Origin of the sequence: Thioalkalivibrio sp. ALJ16 (assembly GCF_000377345.1) — a bacterium.
In the GTDB taxonomy this organism is placed as follows: Bacteria; Pseudomonadota; Gammaproteobacteria; order Ectothiorhodospirales; family Ectothiorhodospiraceae; genus Thioalkalivibrio.
Window position 1 is genome coordinate 1 of record NZ_KB898040.1, and the last position, 22,463, is coordinate 22,463.

Sequence of the window (22,463 nt, forward strand, 5' to 3'; positions counted from 1 at the left end):
AACGGCGACGGCTTCATCAATGCCGACGAGGTGGATGAAGACGGCAACGTGGCGGTGACCATCGACCTGACTGACACCAACGCCGAGGCCGATGACATCCTGACGGTCAACGGTAACGAGATCACGCTGACCGAGGACCACATTAACGCCGGCCAAGTCGTGACTGCGGTGGCCGCCCCGGACGAGGGCGAGACCCTCGAGGTTGTGGCCACGATCACCGATGCTGCGGGCAACACCTCTGACGAGGGCACGGCGAGCGCCGAGGTCGACACCACCGCGCCGGATATCACCAACCTTAATGAGACGGGTGACGTCACGGTCGATGAATCCTTCCTTGAGGGAGGGACGCAGGCGGGTGAAGGTTCAATCGTGGATCAGAATTGGTTCGGGGTGAGTTCGGCGTCTGGAATCGCGTCGGTGGCGTTTGCTGGCACTTTGCATTCCGGCACCGCTACCGAGGATGGAGATTTCGTTACTGTTAGCTGGGCGGATCTGCAAAATATCGATTCCGAGTCGCCGGTGGAGATCGACACAGCAGAAGGCAACGTGCTCCGGCTGACCGACTTCGACGCCGACACCGGGCGTGTCGATTACGAGTTTGAATTGCGGACTACGTTCGCACATCCGGAAGATGAAGATGTCGCGCGCAATCTGTTGGACAAGGCGGGAATCGAGATAATCGTGACCGACAACGCCGGCAACAGTTCGAACAGCGCGATCAATGTGGTCGTGATCGACGATGCGCCTACCCTCGAAGACGCATGGAATGGTGTCTTAAACCTTTCCGCAGGCGCCACGTTGACGGCCGATTCCGGATTGCGCATCGGGGCAGATGCCGATGGCGCGAAGGTGACGTCGCTCCACATTAACGAGGCTTCCGTTGATACGGTCGATGGCAAGAATTACGTACTCGTCGAGTCCAGCGTTACCGGAGAGATGACTAACTTGACGTCTGGCGGCGAACATGTCTGGTACGAATCTAACGGGGGTACGCTGACGGCTTATGCCGGGGATCAAACGGTCTTTACGGTTTCTCTGGATGTGGCAACCGGGGCCTACAGCGTTTCTCTCGAGCAATCCCTGGATCCTATAAATGAAAGCTTGGGATTTTTTCAGCCTGTAAGGGGGGGGAATACAGGCTCTGTAATTGAAAATGATAATGCGAATCTGGCGATTCGATTTACTGCAGAAGATGAAGATGGTGAGAGGTCCGTTAACTTCTCGGCGAACTCTTTTGGCGTCGGGTCCGGCCCGCGGATCGGTCAAGGTCAAACGTTGAAGGCCGAGTTTTTCGAAAGTGGCAGCACAACTGATCGGAAGGTATTGAACTCCCTTGAGATTGAGCCTTGGGGGCGTCGGAAGGCGGTGCAAAGGTCGAGTGGTCCGCTTTCCTCGATGGGGAGCTGGTTGGGTCTGGCTCTGGAACCTTTGTTGGTGGGGTCGGTTCGTTTGACGAGGTGCATGTTTCGCCCGCTTCGGATTCGGATGATTTTGGCGTCGGGCGATTCAGTGATCTTACGGGTGAGGCGTACGGTTTTAGTATCCCGTTTGAGTTTGATGCTGTCGATGGTGATGGTGATCCTCTGGGGAGCGATGGTGGCGCGACTACCGGGGCGTTCGAGCTGAGTTTCAGTGCTGATAATGTGTTCGAGGGTTCGGCGGGTAACGACGTGATCATCGGTACGGATGAGGATGACATTCTGGTCGGTGGGGCAGGAGACGACATTCTGACCGGGGGTGAGGGAGACGATATCTTCCGGTGGAATGATGGGGACCAGGGTGAAGCGGGGTCGCCGGCCAGGGATGTGGTGACCGACTTTGGTAATGGTCAGAACGTGCTGGATGTCTCCGACCTTCTGGATGACGCGACCGAGACCAGCTTGTCTGGCTTTATCATTGCGAAAGAAGATGGTGACGATACGGTCCTTTACATCAGTTCGGCTGGTGAGTTGGGTGGTGATGAGGCCAAGGCTGATCAGACGATTCGTCTGGAAGGGAAGTCGTTCAGTGATTTCGGGGGCGCGTCGGCGTCTCAGGACGTCATCAATTACTTGTTGAATAACGATCAGTTGAAGATCGATCAGTAAGGGAAACACTGATCAATGGCCCTGCGTCCGGCTTCATGTCCCGCCGCCGCGTTTTTGGAAGGACATTGGGCCACGGCGGCCTGTTTTACCCCCTGTAACCGCCGTTTTTGGCGGTTACAGGGGTGATTCCCAGTCCTGCGAACACACTACCCCTGCGGCAGGAGCCCCCATCGTCGCGCACGGTAGAGGTTCGCCAGGGCGAACAGGCTGTGCAGCTGCGCGGTGTTCTTCTTGAGGCCCGCGGTGTTCTTCTTGAGGCCCCGGTAACGCACCTTGCGATACCCGAAGAGGTTCTTCACCACATGGAACGGATGCTCCACGATCGAACGCAGCTGGGCCTTGTGCCGTTCATTGGCGCGGACCTGGTCGCGCGCTGGACCTTCCAGCATCGCGCGCACCTTCGCGCGCTTGCGCGCGATGTGCAGATCCGGGCGATGCCCTTCCAGCCGCTTCTCCGCGCCGATGTAGCCGGCATCACCATGCAGGCTCTGTTCCTCACCGTGGAGCAGTTCCGTCACCTGCGACACGTCCGAGACGTTCGCGGCCGTCCCCTTCACGGTATGAACCAGGCCGGTGACAACATCGGCCCCGATATGCGCCTTCATCCCGAAGTACCACTGGTTGCCCTTCTTGGCCTGGTGCATCTCTGGATCGCGGGCCTTCTCCCGGTTCTTCGTGGAAGGCGGGGCCGCGATCAGGGTGGCATCCACCACCGTGCCCTCACGCAGCAGCAGGCCCCGCTGCTGCAGATGGGCGTTGATCCGGTCGAAGATCACCTGGGTGAGGTTGTGCTGCTCCAGCAGCCGGCGGAACTGCAGCAGGGTCGTGGCATCCGGCGCCTCTTCCCGGCTCAGGTCGATCCCGACAAAGCGACGAATCGCCTGGCTGTCGTACACCGCGTCCTCGATCCCTTCATCCGACAGGTTGAAGCACTGCTGCGCCACGTACATCCGAAGCATCCGCTCCAGTCCGATCGGCGGACGGCCACGCTTCCCCTTCGGGTAGTGCGGCTCGATCGCCTCCACCAGCGCCGCCCAGGGCGTGATCGCGTCGATCTCCCCCAGAAACCGGTCGCGCCGCGTCTGCTTGCGCTTGGCGGAGTACTCGAGATCGGAAAAACTGCGCTGAGACATCGGCCATCACCTCGGGCGGAACACTTGGCGTCATTATCCCAAACCCGCTCACCGGGCGGGAACGGCGGCGGATTAAATCAGTGTTTCCTAAGAGGGCGTGTGGAAAGCCCCGCCGGTGTGAATTGGCGGGGCTTTCTTGTGTCTGAGGGTGTAGGCTGAGGGTAGGGTGTCGTACCGGTCCGGAGGCCGCGCATGTATGTGAGAAGGGACGCAGACGGCAGGATCGATCTGGTGAGTCGGGAGGCGACTGGTGCTTGCACGGAATTCGTGGCAGCCCATGCCCCTGACCTGCAGGAGTTTCTGTCTGGGAAGGAGCCTGAACCGGCGCCCGCGGCATTGCAGGCGTCGGATCTCGAACTGATCCGGGTGCTGGAGGACCTGGTGGAGGTGCTGACCGACAAGGGTGTGATTCGGTTTACGGACCTCCCGGATGCGGCGCAGCGGAAGCTGCTGGGGCGAAAGGATCTCCGGGCGTCTGCGCAGCGTCTGAATCTGGTGGAAGATGATGACGGGCTTCTGTAGAGACGGACTTTATCTGCGTGTGTCACGTGGGATGGGGTGCTGTGGCTGTGTGGCCAGGCGCGGCATTGAGGTTGGTGTGAGTATGGGCGCGTAGGCGCCTGTTGGAGCGTGTCCGGTGGGCCTGAAGCGGGTAGGGATTCGATGGCAGTGAATACGGTAGTGGCCACCGTCCAGGCATTGACCGGGACGGTGATTGCGAGGGATGCAGACGGCAGTTCCAGGGTGCTCGCGGTCGGCGATCCGGTGTATGCGGGAGATGAGCTGATTCCTCTGCAGGGGGCTTCGGTCGATCTGCAGGCTATGGATGGGGGTGCCTTGTCGCTCGGGGAGGGCCAGCAGGCCCTGGTGGGTGAAGTTCTCGCGGATAGCGGCCGCGCGGACAACCCTGAGATTCCAACGGCGGAAGAGGTGATTGCGGCCCTGGAGCGCGGCGAATCACTGGATGCGTTGATTGCGCCACCCGCGGCCGGTCTCGAGGGTGGTGATAGCGAAGGCGGCGGGTTTGTGCGTGTCGCGCGAATTAGCGAGCCGGTGGAGCCGATTAATTACACCTTCCCGGAGAATGTGTTTGGTCGCCCCGATGCGCTGGGCGAGACCGTGGCGGTGCCCGGAGGGGAAACCCCGGGCACGGTTATGCCTCCCGGCCAGCCGCCTGCAGAGCCACCGGTTGAGCCGCCACCCCCGGTGACGGCCAACCCGACGCTTGTGGTGTCCGTATCCGTGGCAGCCGGATATGGGTATGCAGACGCGAACGATGCGGCTGCGGGTGATGTGGTCTTCGAGGTCTCCGATACCCTGAATCTGGATGGGCTGGACCCTGCCCTGGCCAGCGCAATCGTCTACAGCATTGTCGGCGGGGATACGGCCTATCTGGAGTTCGCTCAGGATGGGGCGGGCAACTGGGTGGTGGTGCTGACAGAGGCGGGAGCGGCCGCAATCCGCGCGGGTCTGGTGGACGATAACCAGTTGAACGTGACCGTGGAGGGCACGATTGAACTGGTGGAGCTTCCCGATCTTGTGGATACCGGCAGCGCTTTTGCGCCGGTGCCCGAGCCGGGTGGCGAAGAACCGCCCGAGCCCATGCCGGATCTGTTTGCCTCGGCTCATGTGGTCGGCGGCAGTGATGTGCAGGGGACGATGGCGAATGCGGACAGCCTGAAGTCGACGGGTGCGCAGAGTGCTGCGGTATCACATCAGGACGGGTTCTTTGCGATCGACCATCAGTCGGCATCGGATGATCCGAACGCGATCGAGTTTGGCGAGGCCCTGCTGTTTACGCTGGTCAGCCCCATCGATACCGCGGTGTTCCAGATTGAAGGTGCCATCAATGGCGGCTCGTATCACCTGTACGATGCCGATGGGGTGCGCATCGGCGGGGCTCGTGAGCTTGCCGCGGATGTGAACGAAGACGGTTTCCTGGAGTTGAGCGGTGAGACGTTTTCCTACATCGCGTTCCAGGGCGGGACCACGGGGCCCGGAGGGAGTGGCGATCGAAGCGAATTCTCCGTGCGACCGGTGGATCTGTCGGTCCAGGTGGGCGAGGGCGATGGTGCCGAGTTTTATCCTGCCGACGGCGTGGAAGCCCTTGCCGCCGAGTCGGTAGAGACGCTCGACGAGGCCGATGACTTCGGCGCGAACTTCCTGACCGTGGATACGGATCAGGACATCTTCGTGGTCGCCGAAGGCGGGCAGGGCACGACGGACGACCCCGCTCGCTTCGTGATCCAGGGCTTCAGCCTGGAAAGCGAGAGCAGTGCGGCCCAGATTACGCTCGGCGAGCTGCTGTCGAGTGCGAGCCAGGAGACGATCGACCAGTACCTGTTGGCCGAGCCGCAGGGCGAGGATACCGTGCTGCACATCAGTTCCGGGGGCATGCTCGGAACGGACACGGGCGGCGTCGATTACGCGATTACGCTGGAAGGAGTCAGCATGGACGGTTTTGACTCGTCCTATGACTTCATCCAGACGCTGATCGAGAATGGTCATCTGACCATCGATCAGTAAGCGCCGTTCTCCCCCCGATGGAACAGGCCCGGGCCGCGTGGTGGTCCCGGGCCTTTTAGTGTCGGGCAGCCCGAGGTCTGTCCCGGTCAGGCCTCGGGTGCCTGCACCGCACGGCCCGTTACCCCGTCGATTCCGAGATCCAGCAGGGCCTCCACGTCGTCCGCATGGTCGCAGCCTTCGGCGATGACCAGGATGCCGATAGAATGGGCCAGGGTGCAGAGTCCGCGGATCAGGGCCTGTGTTTCGGTGGAGCGCTGGACACCCTGGACCAGGGACGCCTGCAGCTTGACGAAGTGCAGTCCGAAGGCGGTGAGGTCGTGCGAGCGGAAGGCCTCGGGTCCGGCGTGTTCCAGGCCGACAACAAAGCCTGCCACACGGGCAATACGGCACAGGTCGCGCAGTTCGGCAGGGTGGGCCAGTGCGCCTCGTGCCGGGAATTCGAGCCACAGGCGGCCGGCGATCTCCGGTTCGGTTGTCAGGCGAGCTTCCAGCCGCTGCCGGAAACCGGTATCCCGCAGGCTGTCCACCGATAGGTTGATCGCAAGGCGATCACCGGTGCGGCCGAGTTGTTCGAGTGCGACATCGAGCACGGCATCGTCGAGCTTCCGGATGAGATCCAGGCGCACGGCCCAGGGCATGAAGTAGCCGGCAGGGCGTGACTCGCCGTCCAGCACCAGGCGCATCGGCGCCTCGTGGTGCATCAGTTCGTGGTCCGCATCGATCACCGGGAAACGCGCCAGCTGAACACCAAGGCTGCCCAGGGCCTGGGTGATGGCGCTACGCCATTCGTTCTGACTGGCGTGGGGCAGAACGGCGTGCGGCTCTTCGGCGACGGAGTCGCCGGGCTCCAGTTCGGCGCGGGCCAGCGCCTGATCCACTCGGCTAAGAACCTCGCCCGTGGTGTCATCGGGGTGGAAGGGGGTTCCGGCCAGGTGCAGGGTCAGGGCCTGCGGGGTTTCCGGGGCAGCGAGGTCGGCGCGAATCGCGGTCAGCAGGGATTCGGCGAAGCGCTCGCTGTCATCAATGCCGTCACCAAAAATTGCGATGTCGGAGCCCTTCAGACGTCCGGCAGCACCATGGTTGGTCACGCTCGCCTGCTGCTCGGCAACGCCTGCGATGCGGGTCAGAAGCTGGTCGAGCGCAGCGTGCCCGATCGTCTGGTTGAGTTCGGGAAGGTCGGAGATGCGCAGCACCACAAAGCTGCCGCCGGAGCCGCCGTGGCGGTTGTCGAGTGTGGCCTGAAAGCGAGCCAGAAAGGCATCGCGGTTCAGGAGTCCGGTGACATCATCGTGCTGCAGGCGGTTCTTGAGCCGCTCCAGGCGGGTGGACTCTTCCTGGAGCATCATGCGTACGTGATCGGTCAGCTGGTTCATGGCGCGCACCAGGGCGCGGAATTCCCAGGTGCGCGGTTCGGGGGTCGTGATGAAACGCCTTTTACCGACCGCTTCCGCCTGTTCCACAACCTGGTTCAGCGGCCGGATCAGCCGCCCCAGCAGGTAGGAACCCAGAAGCCCGACGATCAGCAAGCCGCCGGCAAAGATCGCGGTGAGACGGAGCGTGCCCTCCCACAGGGCCTCGTAGGCGTAGTTGGTCTGGCTTTCGATGATCAGGGTACCGAAGGAGCTCCAGCCATCGGACACATGGGCGACCCCGGGGCGCACGTTGAAGGCCAGGCGCTCCACGAACCAGGCGGGTACGCCCTGGGGCGGATCCGGGTTGCGCCGTTCAATCATCAGTTCGCCGGTCGGGTCCACCAGCCGGATGTGCTGATAGTGGCCGGTGTCGAACTGCGAGGCGATCTGCAGCTCCACGGTGGTCTCGTCCTTGGGCAGCTGAGAGAGCGACAGGGCCAGGGAAGCGGCGTTGTCGATGTTCTTGGTCAGCAGTTGCTGTGCCAGATAGTTGCGGGCCGACAAGGTGCTCACCACGATACTGACCACGAGCGCCAGCAGCATGATGATGGCGATGGCGATCCAGAGTTGTTTTCTCAGCGTCATGGCGGCGCCCTCATTCCGGGGTCGAGTGAATGGGTTGGTCGAGATCAAGGCCATATTCGTCCAGCTGCTCCAGGATGCGGCGCCAGCGTGACAGCCGCGCCGTGGGGTCGGCAGCGGACTGTGCCTGCCCGTCCGGCCAGAGCCCCTCGCTGTTGAACGAGAAGATCGGGGTCAGGTCGTCTCGCTGGGACGCGCGTTCGATGCGGGTGACGAGGTTGTCCAGCACCATGGGCTCCTCGCGCGGATCGGTGAAATACCCCAGAACCATGTGCGCCTGGCTGAGATTGCTTCCGGGGCCGCCCAGCCGCGCTCGTACGTAGAAGAGCCGCAGGCGTTCATCGGGGATGCCCAGTTTGCGCAGGCTGACGTATTTGGCGATGGAGAAGTCCTCGCAGTCCCCCGCGCCCTTGTCCAGGGCCTCCAGCGGTGTCGCCCAGAAATCCTCCTGTCCCCAGGTGATCTCATCGTCCTGATAGCGCAGCTGGCGATTGAAGAACTCGTTGACCCGGGCGATCTGGGTCTGTTCGTCTTCGCCGGCGAGATCTTCCAGCAGTTCCCGCCAGCGCCGAACACGCTCTGCGGTTTCGGGCCCGTAGCGTTCGGCCGCAACCTGCTCCAGCTGTACCAGGCTGTCGAGCCCCGCATGGCTGGAGCCCAGTAGCCACACCCCGGTCACGAGCACGAGCACGAGCACCAGGCTCGCGCGCCGTATCAAGCGGGACGGATTGCTGGGCCAGATTGCAGGCACGCAGGCGGCCCTCCGGTGGCGGTGAAGAATTCCTACACCCTGAATGATGGGCCACGCCTGTATGGAAAGCCAGAAACGAAAACATGAAGTGATGCCCCGTGCCAAGGTGTTCAGCGCTTCTTGCGTTTGCTCCTTGTTATGTGATTTCCATCAAAAAATCATTGCTCGCGTGTAGGCACGGGTCTATCGTTCTTGGGTTTGAGTCACAAATCCGCGTTTTCTCAGGCCCGGCGCTGCCAGGGCCGGGTGACAAAGCGAATATTCGAGCAAGATTGATGGGGGTAGGCATGACGGACGTAACAAGGTCGATCACTGCAAAAAGTGGGTGGCTGGCCCTGGCGGCGGCTGTCGCGATGGTCGCGGGGGGAACGGCTCAGGCCGAGGCCCCGGAACCGCTGCGCGACGCCGCGCTGGAAGCGGTGCTCTCAAACCCCGATGTGCAGTCGCGTTGGCATGCCTTTCGTGCCTCCGGTGAGGAGCAGACCGGCGCCCGCGGGCGCTTCATGCCCGAGATCGATCTGAACGCCCGTACTGGTTATCAGCGTCAGCGCTCCAGCGACGACGCCTTCGATTCATTTTCACGAAATCCGCGCGGCGTCGACATTACGCTGACGCAGATGCTGTACGACGGATTCGAGACCGCGAGCGAAGTCAGCCGCTTGGGCGAGATTCAGCGGGTTCGGTACTTCGAACTGCGCGAGACCACCGAGGAGATCGCGCTGGAGGCCGTACGGGCCTTCGCCGATGTTCAGCGCCAGCGCGCCCTGGTGGACCTGGCGCAGGAAAACTACGACGCGCACAAGGAGGTGTACGACCAGATCGTGGACCAGACCGAGCGTGGTGTGGGCCGAGGCGTTGATCTCGAGCAGGCCTCGGGTCGCCTGGCCCTGGCCGAGTCCAACCTGCTGACCGAGCGTCAGAACCTGCATGACGTGAATGCGCGCTACTACCGGATCGTGGGGCAGATGCCCGCGGGCGACCGCGTCGATCTGGTCGGAAGCTTCTCCGAGGAGCCGATTCCCGGCACCGTCCAGGAGGCGCTGACCACGGCGATCACCACCAACCCGGCCATGTTTGCCTCACTGCGCAACATGGAGGCGGCACAGGAACAGCGCAACGTCGCGCGCTCGGCTTTCCACCCGCGTCTGGACCTGCGCCTGCGGCACGCCTACGAAAATGACGTGTTCGAACGCGAGGACACCCGGATCCACGACACCTCGGCGCTGGTGGTGATGACCTGGAACCTGTTCCGTGGTGGTACCGATCAGGCGCGGGTGCGCCAGTTCACCGAGGAGTTCAATCAGGCGCGCGACCAGCAGGAGTCGGTATGCCGCAACGTGCGTCAGACCGTATCGGTTGCGTACAACGATATGCGTTCTCTGGATAGCCAGCTGCGCTTCCTGCGCCAGCATCGCGACTCATCTGACCGCGTGCGTACGGCGTATCGCCAGCAGTTCGGCATTGGCCAGCGCAGCCTGCTGGACCTGCTGGACACGGAGAACGAGTACTTCGAGGCGAGCCGGGCCTTCATCAATGCCCAGCACGATATGGAGATCGCCAAGGCACGGGCACTGAACGGCATGGGCCGACTGCTGGAGTACCTGGATATCTCGCGTGGCGACATGCCGAGCATGGCGGAGCTCGGCCTGGTGGACGACGCGGCCCGGATCGATCCGGAGTCGGTGTGCCCGGCAGACGCCCCCGAGATGAGCGAAGTGCGGCACGAGAGCATCTTCCGCTAAGCGCGAGCTGCGGGAGGGCGTACAGTCAAAGGGCTGGCCATCGTGGCTGGCCCTTTTTCTGTATGCGTTTTCTTTATGCGATATGGAGCCGGTGACAGGAGTCGAACCTGCGACCCTCTGATTACAAATCAGATGCTCTACCAGCTGAGCTACACCGGCCTGGTGCGGAGAAGGGCCTGGCGGAGGGCCCGTAATCGGTGGTGCCGGGAGCGAGAATCGAACTCGCACTCTGTTGCCAGAACCGGATTTTGAGTCCGGCGCGTCTACCAGTTCCGCCATCCCGGCACAGGGATCGGGCGTAGTGTAGCGCACGTGGGGGGTTAGACAAGGGCGGGGTGGCGCGTTGTTGCCCGGGCACCCAGGCGGGGCGCCCCCGGGGGCCGCGCGTGGTAGGATCGCGCGCCATGCGTGTCGCCGACTTTGATTACCAGCTCCCGCCGGAGCTGATTGCCCAGTATCCGCTGCCCGAGCGGGCGGGTTCCCGTCTGCTGGTGCTGGAGGGTGAGCGCCCACGGGATGCCGGCTTTGCCGAGATCGAGGCCCTGCTGCGTCCCGGTGATCTGCTGGTCCTCAACGATACCCGAGTGATTCCGGCGCGGGTGTTCGGCCGCAAGGCAAGCGGCGGGCAGGTGGAAGTGCTCGTGGAGCGGATCGAGTCGCCGCGGCAGGTGCTGGCGATGGTGCGGGCCAGCCGCGCGCCGAAGCCTGGAACGCGGCTGCGGCTGGCGGAGGCCTTCGAGGTCGAGGTCACCGGGCGTGAAGGTCCGTTCTTTTGCCTGGCGCTGGTGGATGGCGATGACGTGCTGGCGTTGCTGCGGGCGCATGGCCACATCCCGTTGCCGCCCTATATCGAACGCTCGGACGAGGCGGACGATGCGGATCGCTATCAGACGGTCTTTGCGCGGCGGGAAGGGGCGGTTGCCGCACCCACCGCGGGACTGCACTTCGACGCCGGCCTCCTCGAGCGTCTGCAAGCCCGGGGCGTGGAGACGGCGACGGTGACCCTGCATGTGGGCGCGGGGACCTTTCAGCCGGTGAAGGTCGAGGACACCCGGGCGCACCAGATGCACGCGGAGTGGCTGGAGGTGGGGCCGGAGGCCTGTGCGGCGGTGGCGGCCTGCAAGGCACGTGGCGGGCGTGTGGTTGCGGTAGGCACGACCTGTGTACGGTCGCTGGAAACCGCCGCCGCCGGTGGCGAGCTGCAGCCCTTTCAGGGCGAGACGCGGCTGTTCATCCAGCCGGGCTACCGCTTTCGGGTGGTTGACCGCATGGTGACCAATTTTCATCTGCCACAGAGCACGCTGCTGATGCTGGTGGCCGCCTTCTCCGGATACCGACGCATTCTGGATGCGTATGCCCATGCGGTGGCACAGCGCTACCGCTTCTTCAGTTATGGCGATGCGATGTGGCTGGCCCCCGGCGATCCCGCCGATCTGCCGCCAAGCGCGCACGAGGAATCCGATGGAGTTTGAATACCTGGGGCATGACGGTCCCGCCCGCCGCGGACGTCTGCATTTCCCGCGCGGCACGGTGGAGACCCCGGCCTTCATGCCGGTGGGCACCTACGGCACGGTGAAGGCAATGACGCCGGAGGAGCTGCGCGAGCTGGGCGCACAGATCATTCTGGGTAATACCTTCCACCTGATGCTGCGCCCTGGGACCGAGGTGATCCGTGCTCATGGCGACCTGCATGACTTCATGCACTGGGAGGGCCCGATTCTGACCGATTCCGGCGGCTTTCAGGTGTTTTCCCTGGCCGAGATGCGCAAGATCACCGAGGAAGGCGTGCGCTTCCAGTCGCCGGTGGATGGTTCTAAAGTGCTGATGACCCCCGAGTCTTCGATGCAGGTACAGCGCGAACTCGGCTCGGACATCGTGATGATCTTCGACGAGTGCACGCCCTATCCGGCGACCGAGGCGGAGGCGCGCCGGTCCATGGAGCTGTCGCTGCGCTGGGCCGCGCGCTCGCGGGCCGCGCATGGCGACAACCCGGCGGCGCTGTTCGGGATTGTGCAGGGCGGCATGTACCCCGGGCTGCGTCGGGAATCGGCCGCGGGCCTGCAGGCGATCGGGTTCGACGGCTATGCGATCGGCGGGCTGTCGGTGGGCGAGCCGGAGGAGGAACGCCTGGCCACGCTGGACGTGACGCTGCCACTGCTGCCGGAGGAGCGTCCCCGTTACCTGATGGGGGTGGGGCGGCCGGAGGATATCGTGGAGGCCGTGCGCCGCGGGGTGGACATGTTCGACTGCGTGATGCCGACCCGCAACGCCCGCAATGGCTTTCTGTACACGCGCGAAGGCGTGCTGCGTATCCGCAATGCGCGTTTTCGCGCCGACACCGCACCGGTGGACCCGGAATGCGGGTGTTACACCTGCAGGAACTATTCGCGTGCCTATCTCAAGCACCTGGACAAGTGCAACGAGATCCTGGGCTCGCGTCTGGCCACCACGCACAACCTGTACTACTACCAGGACCTGATGCGCGGATTGCGCGAGGCGATCGCTGCCGGCACGCTGGACGGGTTCGTGGCCGATTTCTACGCGCGGCGCGGCATGCCGGTCCCGCCTGTGCCATAATCCGCGCGTTATTTTTCGCGCTGGCCGGGTGCGCTGTGCATGCCCTGTCAGCGGCCGATTCCGAAACCAAAACGGAGTACATCGATGGACTTTCTGATTTCTGCAGCGCACGCCCAGGAAGGCGGAGCCGCCGGCGGCGGGATGATCGAATTCCTGATCATGATCGTGATCTTCTTCGCGATCATGTATTTCCTGATCATCCGTCCGCAGAGCAAGCGGGCCAAGGAACACCGCAACATGGTCGAGGCGCTGTCCAAGGGTGACGAGATCGTGACCAACGGTGGTGTAGCCGGCAAGATCACCGAGGTCAGCGACGACTTCATCAAGGTCGATATCGCCGATGGCGTGAACGTGGTGGTGCAGAAGCAGTCGGTCGCCTCGGTGATGCCCAAGGGCACGCTTAAGGACATCTGAGCACCCGCTGCGGGAGACGCGGACTGATGTTCATGCTTGCATGGGGGTCCCCGGCGTACCGTATCCGTTGCGATGGGGCCCTCTCCGGCGCGTCCGGGCTCCCGTTTCGCAAGCCGTTCAAGGGCGGCGCCGGGCCGGCCTGGCCCGGCGCCTGTTTTCACGCCAACACCCTGTAGTGACTCTCTAAGGTCCTCGATATGCGCAATTCCTATCCGGCGTGGCTGTACGCCCTGATCGTCGTGGTCATTCTGGGGGCGGGGCTGTACGCCCTGCCGAACCTGTTCCCGGAAGACCCGTCGGTACAGATCGGCAATCCGACCACCGGCGAGATCGACGAGAACATCCGCGAGCTCATGGGGACCATCCTCGGGGCGCAGGGCGTGACGCCGATGCAGGTGGAGGAGCAGGACGACGGGCAGATCCTGCTGCGCTTCGAGACCACCGACGACCAGTCCCGCGCGGCCGAAATCCTGCGCAATGCACTGGACAGCAATCACACCGTGGCCCTGAACCTGGCGCCGGCCACGCCGAACTGGCTGCGTGCGATCAATGGCCAGCCGATGGCGCTTGGGCTGGATCTGCGCGGGGGCGTGCACTTCCTGATGGAGGTGGACCTGGAGGCGGTCATCGGTACTGCCATGGAACGCTACGCCAACGAGCTGCGCGGCCGCATGCGCGATGAGCGCATCAAGTTCGACACCGTGGAGCGCAGCTCCAGCGACCTGACCGTGATGTTCACCAGCGAGTCGAGCCGCGAGTCCGCACAGCAGTGGCTCACCCGTGAGTACCGCGGCGAGCTGCAATGGGAGATGCGCGGCTCCGGCGACACCAGCCGCATGGTGGCGACGCTGGAGGACGACCATCTGACCGAGCTGCGCCGTCAGGCCCTGCAGCAGAATATCTCCACCCTGCGCTCGCGCGTCGACGAGCTGGGTGTGGCCGAACCGATCATCGCCCAGCAGGGCGAGAACCGGATTGTGGTGCAGCTTCCGGGCGTTCAGGACACCGCGCGGGCGAAGGAGGTACTCGGGGCGACCGCAACCCTGGAGTTCCGTCTGGTCTCGGAATCCGGCGATCCCTCCGAGGCGGCCTCGAGCGGGCGTGCGCCGTCCGGCACGCGTCTGTACTACGAGCGTGACGGAACACCGGTGCTGCTGCAGCGCCAGGTCATGCTCACCGGCGACTACATCACCGATGCCTCGTCCGGCATTGCCCAGGACACCGGCGGACCGGCCGTGTTCATCAATCTGGACGGGCAGGGCGCCCGCATCTTCTCGCGCGTGACCTCCGACAACGTGGGCCGCCTGATGGCCTCGGTGTTCATCGAAACCACCACCGAGACGGTGGAGGAAGACGGCGAGCAGGTGATGCGGACGTCGCGCACCGAGGAGGTGATCAACGTCGCGCGCATTAACGAGCCGCTGGGGCGCCGCTTCCAGATCTCCGGGCTCGAGAGTACCCGCGAGGCGCGCAACCTCGCCCTGCTGCTGCGCGCCGGCGCGCTGGCCGCGCCCATGTCCATCGTCGAGGAGCGCACGGTCGGGCCGAGCCTGGGCCAGGAGAACATCGACCGCGGCATGCAGTCGGTGGTGATCGGCTTCATCGCGGTGATGATCTTCATGATCCTCTACTACCGCGTGTTCGGGCTGATCGCGAACCTGGCCCTGGCCCTGAACCTGGTGTTCATCGTCGCGGTGCTGTCGATGCTGCAGGCGACCCTGACCCTGCCGGGGATCGCGGGCATCGTACTGACCGTGGGGATGGCGGTGGATGCCAACGTGCTGATCTTCGAGCGAATACGCGAGGAGTTGCGCAACGGGCTGTCACCCCAGGCGGCGATCGCCTCGGGTTACGACCGCGCGTTCACCACCATTGCGGATGCCAACGTGACGACGCTGATCGCCGCGCTGGTGCTGTTTCTGTTCGGCACCGGACCGATCAAGGGCTTTGCGATTACGCTCTCGATCGGCATCATCGCGTCGATGTTCACGGCCATCATCGTGACCCGCGCCGTCGTCAACCTGACCTATGGGCGCCAGCGTCGGCTGACGCGCCTCGCCATCTAGCGCGGAGATACGACTATGCTTCCGCATCTGAATTTCGCCGATTCGAACATCGATTTCCTCGGCAAGCGCAAGATCACCATCGTGATCTCGCTGATTCTGATCCTGGCCTCGATCACGATGCTCGCCACCCGCGGGCTCAACTTCGGGATCGATTTCACCGGCGGTACGCTGGTCGAGGTCGGCTACCCCGAGGCGGTGGAGCTGGATCCGATCCGCGAGGCGCTGGCCGATGGCGGTTTCTCCGGCGCGCAGGTGCAGACCTTTGGCACCTCGCGCGACGTGCTGATCCGGCTGCCGCCGACCGAGGACGACGATGACGCGGCGCTGCTGTCCAACCGCGTACTCAACACGCTGCGCGATGGCGGCCCGGATGATCCCGACCTGCGCCGGGTCGAGTTCGTGGGGCCTGCCGTGGGCGAGGAACTGCGCGAGCAGGGTGGCCTGGCGATGATCTATGCGCTGGCCGGCATCCTGATCTACGTGGCGGTGCGCTTCGAGTGGCGGTTCTCGATCGGGTCCGTGCTTGCGCTGATCCACGACGTGGTGATCACCCTGGGCATCTTCTCGCTGCTGCAGCTGGAGTTCGATCTCGGCGTGCTGGCCGCCGTGCTGGCGGTGATCGGGTATTCGCTGAACGACACGATCGTGGTGTATGACCGAATACGCGAGAACTTCCGTATCCAGCGCAAGAAGGGTACCGAGGAGGTCATGAACCATGCGGTCAACAAGACCCTGGCGCGCACCATAGTGACCAGTACCACTACGCTGCTGGTGCTGTTCGCGCTCGCATTCCTTGGGGGCGCGGCCCTGCAGAATTTCTCGATTGCCCTGATCATTGGCGTGATCGTCGGGACCTATTCGTCCATCTTCATTGCCGCCACCGCGGCGCTGATGCTGGGAGTGGATCGCCAGGTCCTGCTGCCGGTGAAGAAGGAAGGTGCGGAGGAAGACCCGACGCCCTGAGTGAACACGGAACGCCAGCGGTGTTTTCCGCTGGCGGTACATGCAGACAGAAACGCCCGGGCATGTCCCGGGCGTTTGTTTGGGCGCCGTATGCGGCGGGCCTGCTGGCCCTCCGGCCGTCACAACACGGCGATCAGAAGGCGAGGGCCTCCTTGACGATGCGTTCCACCAGCTGGTTCACGTCGCGCAGGCTCTGTTTCGAATCCTCGTCGCCGATCTCCGGTACCGGGGTGTAGCCCATGTAGATGGTTCCCGGTTCGGCGCTCAGCTCGTAGACGGTAATGATGTAGGGGCAGAAGAGCATGTTGTGCGGGTCGGCCTCCATGGTGGCGCGCGAGTAGGTTGCGCTGCAGAAGTCCACCGAGCGTCCGTTCAGGTAGATGCCCTCGCCCTTTTCCTGGCCCCCGGTGCGATCCAGCATGTCGGCGATGTGGCCGACGTTGTTGATGACGAGGCCCTCGGAAGCGATGGCTTCCTCGACCATTTCGAAGTAGAAGTCGAACTCGCCTTCGGTCTTGAAGATCACGCGCTCGTCGGTTTCCATAAAGGTCTCGTAGGCGGCGGCGATACCGGAGCCGGCCAGGCCCAGCCCCAGCACGGCGGCCAGTGCCGTGCGCCGAAGTGTCTGGCCGAGGGAGTGGCGTGAGAATGCGTTCATGGTTCCTTCCTCTTGTATGGATGGGGCCCCGGGCGGGGCTCAGTCAAAGAAGTGACCGGCGAAGCGCGTGCGCGGCCGCCAGTAGGGGTTGTCGAGCTGTTCGATGCGAACCTGGCCGCGGGAGCTGGGGGCGTGCACAAAGCGGCCGTCTCCCACGTAGACCCCGACGTGGTCGATATGATTCCCGTTGATGGCGAAGAAGACCACGTCGCCCGGACTGGGTGCGCCGTCGCGGCGGGTGGCGGCCCGGGCCTGGTCGCGGGTGGTGCGCGGGACCTCGCGCCCGGCCTCGCGGTAGGCGCGCTGCACAAGCGCCGAGCAGTCGAGACCGGAGGCGTCCGTGCCGCCATAGTGGTAGGGGGTGTCGAGGTGCCCAAGTGCAGTCAGGACGACCTCGGAGCGTGCCAGCGCGGCCTCCGGGGCCGGACTGAACGGACCGTCAGCGGCGGGTTCCGGGCTGATCAGGGGTTTCGGCGCGGCAGGGCGTGGCTCCGGGCTGGAGCTGCACGCAGCCAGGAGGAGTGCGCCAGCGCCGGCGACCAGCGCGAGCCGCAGGCGCGGAAGGCGGTGGTCAGAACAGGTCGCGCGATTCATAGCGGTCGGGGACAGTGAACAGCTGCGGGCTCAGCTCGTCGCTGGAGATCCCCGCAAGGCGCGTGGTGATGCCGTCGCGTTCGCTGACCTCCAGCGGGATGCCGTCGACCCGTGGCAGCAGGGACGCGCCCATCTGCGAGGCCATGGGTCCGCCAGCTTCGAGGGCGCTGAGAGACAGTTCGTACAGGCGCTCCATCAGCGCCCCCAGAGTGGCGAAATCCTCTCGGCCCAGTCCGAGTGCCTCTGGCTCCGCCACGCAAACGGTACTCTGTGCCTCGCCCGAGACCAGTACCTCGTATTCGTCGCATACGAAATCCCCGATCGTCTGCTCGCGGCCGGTGGCGCGGGTGCGGATATCGGCCTCGAAGCCCTCGGTCCCGATCCCGAGTTGCTGCTCCAGCTGTTCGCGCACCTCGGGCGGGAGGTGTTCCATCTGGCGCCGGAGATCACTCACCATGTCGGTCATGGCGCGCATCTGCTGATCCATGACCTCGCGGGTCAGGGCGGTGTAGGTCTGTTCTTGATCGTCCACCACGGTGAGCTGGTCATTGCGCGCGTCGAACAGCATGTAGCCCGAGGTTCCACTGATGGCCTCGTTCAGTTCCATGCGGACGATGTCGCCACGCACCAGGATCTGGCTTTCCAGTCCCTCGTCGTCGACGTAGTGCAGCAGGGCGTCGGCCTGCACGGTGCCCGCGCCCAGCAGGGTCGCGGCGGTCAGTACGGCGGCGCCGTGGCGGAGGCGGTGGCGGATGCGGGAATGGCGCGGATACATGCAGGCTCCTGGACGGGCGGGTTACGCAGCCGGGTTACCGGGTGCGCGCCGGGATCGGCTGCGGGTGAGCAAATGGCGGTCGCAGTTCGTATTGTAGCGCAGCCCTGGCGTCAGGCCGTGGCCGGGGTCAGGAGTTGCCGGGCGAGGGCGTCCGGGTCTAGCGGGGCCTCGGGTGCAACCTCGATGCAGCCTTCCTCTGCGGTGGGCCACTCCTGTTGCGGCTGTTGTTGCCGCATGACCTCGACCCCGGCATCCGAGGCATCGTTTCCGGCCTGGGTGCGCGCCTCCAGGCGCTGGCGCAGGATGTCCTCGCGGGCATGGCAGGCGACGACGGCGAAGCCGGCCCCGCGCGCGGCGGCCAGTTTCCGGAAGGGTTCTCGTTGGGCCCGCGTCAGGAAGGTCGCGTCCACCACCACGGTCAGACCGAGGGCCAGCAGCGTATCGGCGCGTCGTTGAAGGTGGGCGTAGATCTCGGCGCGGGCCGAATCGCTGTATGACACGGCCCCGGAAAGACGCTTGCGCTCGATGTCGGAGCGCAGACGGATCGCGCCCAGGGCCTCGAGCACCTGGGTGCTGATGACCGTCTTGCCGCTGCCGGAGACGCCGTGCATCAGGATCAGGCGCGGCGTGCGGGGTTCGGCAAGGCGCTCGGCCAGGGCCAGATAGCGGCCCATCTCCGCGCGGTGCGCGGCCTGCTCATCCGAGGGCAGGCCGGTCTCGGAGCCATGGATGCCCGCGACCTTCGCGCGGATCAGCGCGCGGTAGACCTGATACAGCGGCAGCAGCTCCAGGCCGTCGAAGTCCTCGCGGGCGTCCAGATAGGCGTTGAGGAGTCGCCAGGCGTGGGCGCGGGCCTGGCGCGCGAGCAGATCCATGGTGGTAAAGGCGATCTCGGATATCACGTCGATCCAGCGCAGGGCGGGGTCGAACTCGATGGCGTCGAAGGCCACCGGTACGCTCTCGCCGCTGTCGGGGTCGTCGACGTAGACCAGGTTGCCCAGGTGCAGGTCGCCGTGGCCGTGGCGAACGAATCCCTGGTCATGACGTTTCTCAAGATGTGGCTGCAAGCGATGGATTTCCTTGTGGGTCCATTGCTCGAGGCGTTCAAGCCGGGCGCGATCGGCTGCGCCCTGTACGTGTTCGGCCAGGGCGGGAAAGTTGTCCAGCATCGGCTGGGTCGCGGCCGCGGCGGTCCCGAATGCGGCGGTTTCGTCGGTGCGCTCGGTCTGTTCATGGAAGGCCGCGATGTAGTGCCCCAGGGCGTCCATCGCCGCGGTGGGCAGGCGTCCCTCGTCCAGCAGTCGGTCGAGCTGGCGTTTGCGGTCGAAGCGGCGCATGTGCACGGCATAGTCGAGTACGGGGCCGGCGCCGTTGATCACGGGATGCGCCGGGTCGCCGTTGAGAGTGACCACGGCCAGATAGATCTGTGGCGCCAGGCGCCGGTTGATCGCGAGCTCGGTCTCGCAGTACTGGCGGCGCGCCTCCAGCGTGGAGAAGTCCAGAAAGCCGAGGTTCAGGGGCTTCTTGAACTTGTAGGCGCTGTCGCCTGCGAGGATCACGGTGGAGATGTGGGTCTCGATGCTGCGAACGGTGGCGGCATCGGGGGCCGGGGCCGGGAAGCCCATGCCCTCGACCAGGCTGCGCAGGAGTTGGTGATGCTGTTCCAGTTCGCTCATTGGGTCTCCGCAGGCGGGCATGGCGGCGGCTTTTTGCCGGAATCGCCGGCTGTGCACCCGTTTTCATCGCCGGGTCAGGTTACCATTGCAGCCGTTTTCGTTACCCCGTCCAGCACCGCTCATGCCGCGAAAGTCCTCTTCCCGTTCCCGCAAGCGCAGCACGCCCCGGCGTGGTCGCATCCGGCGCCTGCTGGGGGCCGGAGGCTGGACGCTGACCGGGCTACTGCTCGCCGGCGTTGCGGTGGGTGGTTTTTACGTTCACCAACTGGACCGCGAGATTCGCGAACGATTCGAGGGGCAGCGCTGGGCGCTGCCGGCGCGGGTATATGCCCGGCCGCTGGAGCTGTATGCCGGACGGCCGCTGACCGCCGAGGCGCTGGAGACGGAGCTGCGGGCGCTGAACTATCGCGAGACACCCGATGGCGCCGGGCCTGGCGAATTCCGCATCGACGACTCCAGTGCCCGTCTGACCACGCGTCCGTTCGTATTCGGCGATGGCCCGGAGCCGGCGCATTCGGTGCGGCTGCGCCTGTCCGGGGGGCGGGTCCAGTCGGTCAGTGATCAGTCCAGCGGGCGCAATGTGGATCTGATGCGGGTGGAGCCGCTGCTGATCGGGAGTATCTACCCGACCCACGGCGAGGATCGCATCCTGGTGGATATCGATGAGGTGCCGCGCGAACTGATCGGGGCCCTGCTGGCGATCGAGGACCGCCGCTTCATGTCCCATCGGGGTATCGATCCGGTTGGGATCGGGCGGGCCGCGGTCGCCAACCTGCGTGCCGGTCGCACGGTGCAGGGGGGCAGCACCCTGACCCAGCAGCTGGTGAAGAACTTCTACCTGACCCGCGACCAGACGCTGACCCGCAAGCTGAACGAGGCGGTGATGGCCCTGCTGCTGGAGTACCGCTACGACAAGCGCGAGATCCTCGAGGCCTACCTCAACGAGGTGTTCCTGGGGCAGGCCGGCGAACGGGCGATCCACGGCTTTGGTCAGGCCGCGCAGTTCTACTACCAGCGCCCGCTCAACGAGCTGCGCCTGGATCAGCTGGCCCTGCTGGTGGGCCTTGCGCGGGGCGCGAGCTACTACGACCCCCGGCGTTTTCCGGAGCGGGCAAAACAGCGCCGCGACCGGGTACTGGAGGCGATGGCCGACACCGGGCTGGCGGAGCGCGGGCGGGTCGAGCGCGCCCTGGCGACCGGGCTGGATGTATCCCCGGTGATGCCGGAGGGGCGCAGCCGGTTCCCGGCGTTCCTGGATCTCGTGCGCCGCGAGCTGCGGGCCGATTATGCGGACGAGGATCTGCGCAGCGACGGCCTGCGCATCTTCACCACCATGGACCCGGTCGTGCAGCTGCGCCTGGAGGAACGTCTGGTGCAGGGGGTCGATGCGGTGGTACGCGAGCGTGGTGAAGGCGGGCGCCTGGAGGGCCTGCAGGCCGCGGCAGTGGTGACGGACCCGCAGTCGGGCGAGGTGCTGGGGGTGGTCGGGGACCGCAATCCGCGTTACCCCGGCTTCAATCGAGCGGTCGAGGCGCAGCGGCAGGTGGGGTCGGTGATCAAGCCCTTCGTTTACCTGGCGGCCCTGACCAATCCCCGGCGTTACACCCTGGCCACGCTGCTGGACGACAGTGCCTTCACGCTGCAGCTGCCGCACGGCGAGCCCTGGACCCCGCGCAACTTCGATCGTGAGTATCGCGGGCAGGTCACCGCCTGGGAGGCGCTGGTGCAGTCCTACAACGTGGCGACCGTGCGCCTGGCCGAGGACATCGGCGTCTCGCAGGTGGTCAGCCTGCTGCAGACCCTGGGGCTGCAGCGCAACCCGGCGCCGCTGCCCTCGCTGGCCCTGGGCGCGATCGAGCTTTCGCCGCTGGAGGTCGCGGGTCTGTACCAGGCGCTGGCCAATGGCGGGTATGCCACCGGGACGCGCGTCATTCGCGACGTGCTCGACCAGGATGACGCGGTGCTCTCGCACTACGGGCTGGCGTTGCAGGGGGCGGTCGCAGACGGCTCGGTGCGTGTGCTCACCCACGCCCTGCATGACAGTACTCGCGAGGGGACCGGCCGCCGCATTGACGCCCGTCTGAACGGTCAGGTCGTCGCCGGCAAGACCGGGACCACCAGCAATTTCCGCGACAGCTGGTTCGCCGGTTTCGATGATCGCCATGTTGCGGTGGTGTGGCTGGGGATGGACGACAATCGTCCCACCGGCCTGACGGGCGGGGTCTCGGCGGCGCCGGTCTGGGCGGAAATCATGGACGGAATCGGTGTGCAGTCCCTGCGTCTGGAAGGCCACCCCGGGATCGAGTATCAGGGTGTCGATCTGGCCTCCGGTCTGCGCGTGGATAACGACGACCATGCCTGCGAGGCGGTGAAGACGCTGCCGTTCTGGCAGAATTCGGGCCCCGAGACACGCGCCGAGTGCGATCTGCGCGGTGACCCCGGCCGTCAGGGCTGGTTCGAGAGGCTATTCCGGTGAAGACCCCGAGTATCGCTAAATCCGTTGCCTG

17 protein-coding genes, 2 tRNA genes and 1 pseudogene are annotated in these 22,463 nt (G+C 64.9%); 11 read left to right on the forward strand and 9 right to left on the reverse strand.

Annotated features, from left to right (window positions below; all coding sequences use genetic code 11):
• Positions 1 to 1,626, forward strand: a pseudogene (locus D000_RS14355) (hypothetical protein); the annotation flags it as partial.
• A 17-nt stretch (positions 1,627 to 1,643) separates the two neighbouring features.
• Positions 1,644 to 2,087, forward strand: coding sequence for a type I secretion C-terminal target domain-containing protein (locus D000_RS14360; protein ID WP_018872426.1), 444 nt, complete (start codon positions 1,644 to 1,646; stop codon positions 2,085 to 2,087).
• Between the two features lie 146 nt (positions 2,088 to 2,233).
• Here the strand turns inward: D000_RS14360 and D000_RS0104925 are convergent, their stop codons facing one another.
• Positions 2,234 to 3,220, reverse strand: coding sequence for an IS5 family transposase (locus D000_RS0104925; protein WP_018872427.1), 987 nt, complete (start codon positions 3,218 to 3,220; stop codon positions 2,234 to 2,236).
• 192 nt (positions 3,221 to 3,412) lie between these two features.
• Between D000_RS0104925 and D000_RS0104930 the strand changes: the two genes are divergently transcribed.
• Both D000_RS0104930 and D000_RS0104935 read left to right on the forward strand, forming a co-directional pair.
• Complete coding sequence (locus tag D000_RS0104930) at positions 3,413 to 3,742, forward strand: hypothetical protein (protein WP_026279769.1); 330 nt, start codon at positions 3,413 to 3,415, stop codon at positions 3,740 to 3,742.
• Between the two features lie 141 nt (positions 3,743 to 3,883).
• On the forward strand, positions 3,884 to 5,746 hold the full coding sequence (locus tag D000_RS0104935) for a retention module-containing protein (RefSeq protein WP_026279770.1): 1,863 nt from the start codon (positions 3,884 to 3,886) through the stop codon (positions 5,744 to 5,746).
• Between the two features lie 86 nt (positions 5,747 to 5,832).
• Here the strand turns inward: D000_RS0104935 and D000_RS0104940 are convergent, their stop codons facing one another.
• On the reverse strand, positions 5,833 to 7,743 hold the full coding sequence (locus D000_RS0104940; protein ID WP_018872430.1) for a LapD/MoxY N-terminal periplasmic domain-containing protein: 1,911 nt from the start codon (positions 7,741 to 7,743) through the stop codon (positions 5,833 to 5,835).
• Positions 7,744 to 7,753: 10 nt separating this feature from the next.
• On the reverse strand, positions 7,754 to 8,431 hold the full coding sequence (locus D000_RS0104945; protein WP_026279771.1) for a transglutaminase-like cysteine peptidase: 678 nt from the start codon (positions 8,429 to 8,431) through the stop codon (positions 7,754 to 7,756).
• Between the two features lie 413 nt (positions 8,432 to 8,844).
• Between D000_RS0104945 and D000_RS0104950 the strand changes: the two genes are divergently transcribed.
• Entirely contained in the window at positions 8,845 to 10,233 is a 1,389-nt protein-coding gene (locus tag D000_RS0104950) for a TolC family outer membrane protein (RefSeq protein WP_018872432.1), read from the forward strand.
• An 83-nt stretch (positions 10,234 to 10,316) separates the two neighbouring features.
• Here the strand turns inward: D000_RS0104950 and D000_RS0104955 are convergent.
• Positions 10,317 to 10,392 (reverse strand) — tRNA-Thr (locus D000_RS0104955).
• 39 nt (positions 10,393 to 10,431) lie between these two features.
• Positions 10,432 to 10,518 (reverse strand) — tRNA-Leu (locus D000_RS0104960).
• Between the two features lie 119 nt (positions 10,519 to 10,637).
• Here D000_RS0104960 and queA point away from each other — a divergent pair.
• From queA to secF, 5 genes are all read left to right on the forward strand, one after another.
• A complete protein-coding gene (gene queA / locus D000_RS0104965) occupies positions 10,638 to 11,705 on the forward strand; it encodes a tRNA preQ1(34) S-adenosylmethionine ribosyltransferase-isomerase QueA (protein WP_018872433.1) in 1,068 nt (355 codons plus the stop codon).
• Positions 11,695 to 12,810 (forward strand): tRNA guanosine(34) transglycosylase Tgt, encoded by a 1,116-nt coding sequence (tgt, locus tag D000_RS0104970; RefSeq protein WP_018872434.1) that lies wholly within the window; start codon positions 11,695 to 11,697, stop codon positions 12,808 to 12,810. Before queA ends, tgt begins: the two co-directional genes overlap by 11 nt.
• A gap of 84 nt (positions 12,811 to 12,894) precedes the next feature.
• Complete coding sequence (gene yajC / locus D000_RS0104975; protein WP_018872435.1) at positions 12,895 to 13,224, forward strand: preprotein translocase subunit YajC; 330 nt, start codon at positions 12,895 to 12,897, stop codon at positions 13,222 to 13,224.
• Between the two features lie 197 nt (positions 13,225 to 13,421).
• Entirely contained in the window at positions 13,422 to 15,290 is a 1,869-nt protein-coding gene (secD, locus tag D000_RS0104980) for a protein translocase subunit SecD (protein ID WP_018872436.1), read from the forward strand.
• 15 nt (positions 15,291 to 15,305) lie between these two features.
• Positions 15,306 to 16,253, forward strand: coding sequence for a protein translocase subunit SecF (gene secF, locus D000_RS0104985; RefSeq protein WP_018872437.1), 948 nt, complete (start codon positions 15,306 to 15,308; stop codon positions 16,251 to 16,253).
• A 133-nt stretch (positions 16,254 to 16,386) separates the two neighbouring features.
• On the opposite strand, the gene D000_RS0104990 is transcribed toward secF, so the two are convergent.
• The 4 genes from D000_RS0104990 to D000_RS0105005 form a co-directional block, all read right to left on the reverse strand.
• Positions 16,387 to 16,911, reverse strand: a complete 525-nt coding sequence (locus D000_RS0104990; protein ID WP_018872438.1) for a DUF302 domain-containing protein — start codon at positions 16,909 to 16,911, stop codon at positions 16,387 to 16,389.
• A gap of 39 nt (positions 16,912 to 16,950) precedes the next feature.
• On the reverse strand, positions 16,951 to 17,505 hold the full coding sequence (locus tag D000_RS0104995) for a C40 family peptidase (protein ID WP_018872439.1): 555 nt from the start codon (positions 17,503 to 17,505) through the stop codon (positions 16,951 to 16,953).
• Positions 17,483 to 18,280, reverse strand: coding sequence for a hypothetical protein (locus tag D000_RS0105000; RefSeq protein WP_018872440.1), 798 nt, complete (start codon positions 18,278 to 18,280; stop codon positions 17,483 to 17,485). Before D000_RS0105000 ends, D000_RS0104995 begins: the two co-directional genes overlap by 23 nt.
• Before the next feature lie 110 nt (positions 18,281 to 18,390).
• Positions 18,391 to 19,956, reverse strand: coding sequence for a bifunctional aminoglycoside phosphotransferase/ATP-binding protein (locus D000_RS0105005; RefSeq protein WP_018872441.1), 1,566 nt, complete (start codon positions 19,954 to 19,956; stop codon positions 18,391 to 18,393).
• Positions 19,957 to 20,077: 121 nt separating this feature from the next.
• Between D000_RS0105005 and mrcB the strand changes: the two genes are divergently transcribed.
• On the forward strand, positions 20,078 to 22,432 hold the full coding sequence (mrcB, locus tag D000_RS0105010) for a penicillin-binding protein 1B (protein WP_018872442.1): 2,355 nt from the start codon (positions 20,078 to 20,080) through the stop codon (positions 22,430 to 22,432).
• The last annotated feature ends 31 nt before the right edge of the window (positions 22,433 to 22,463 follow it).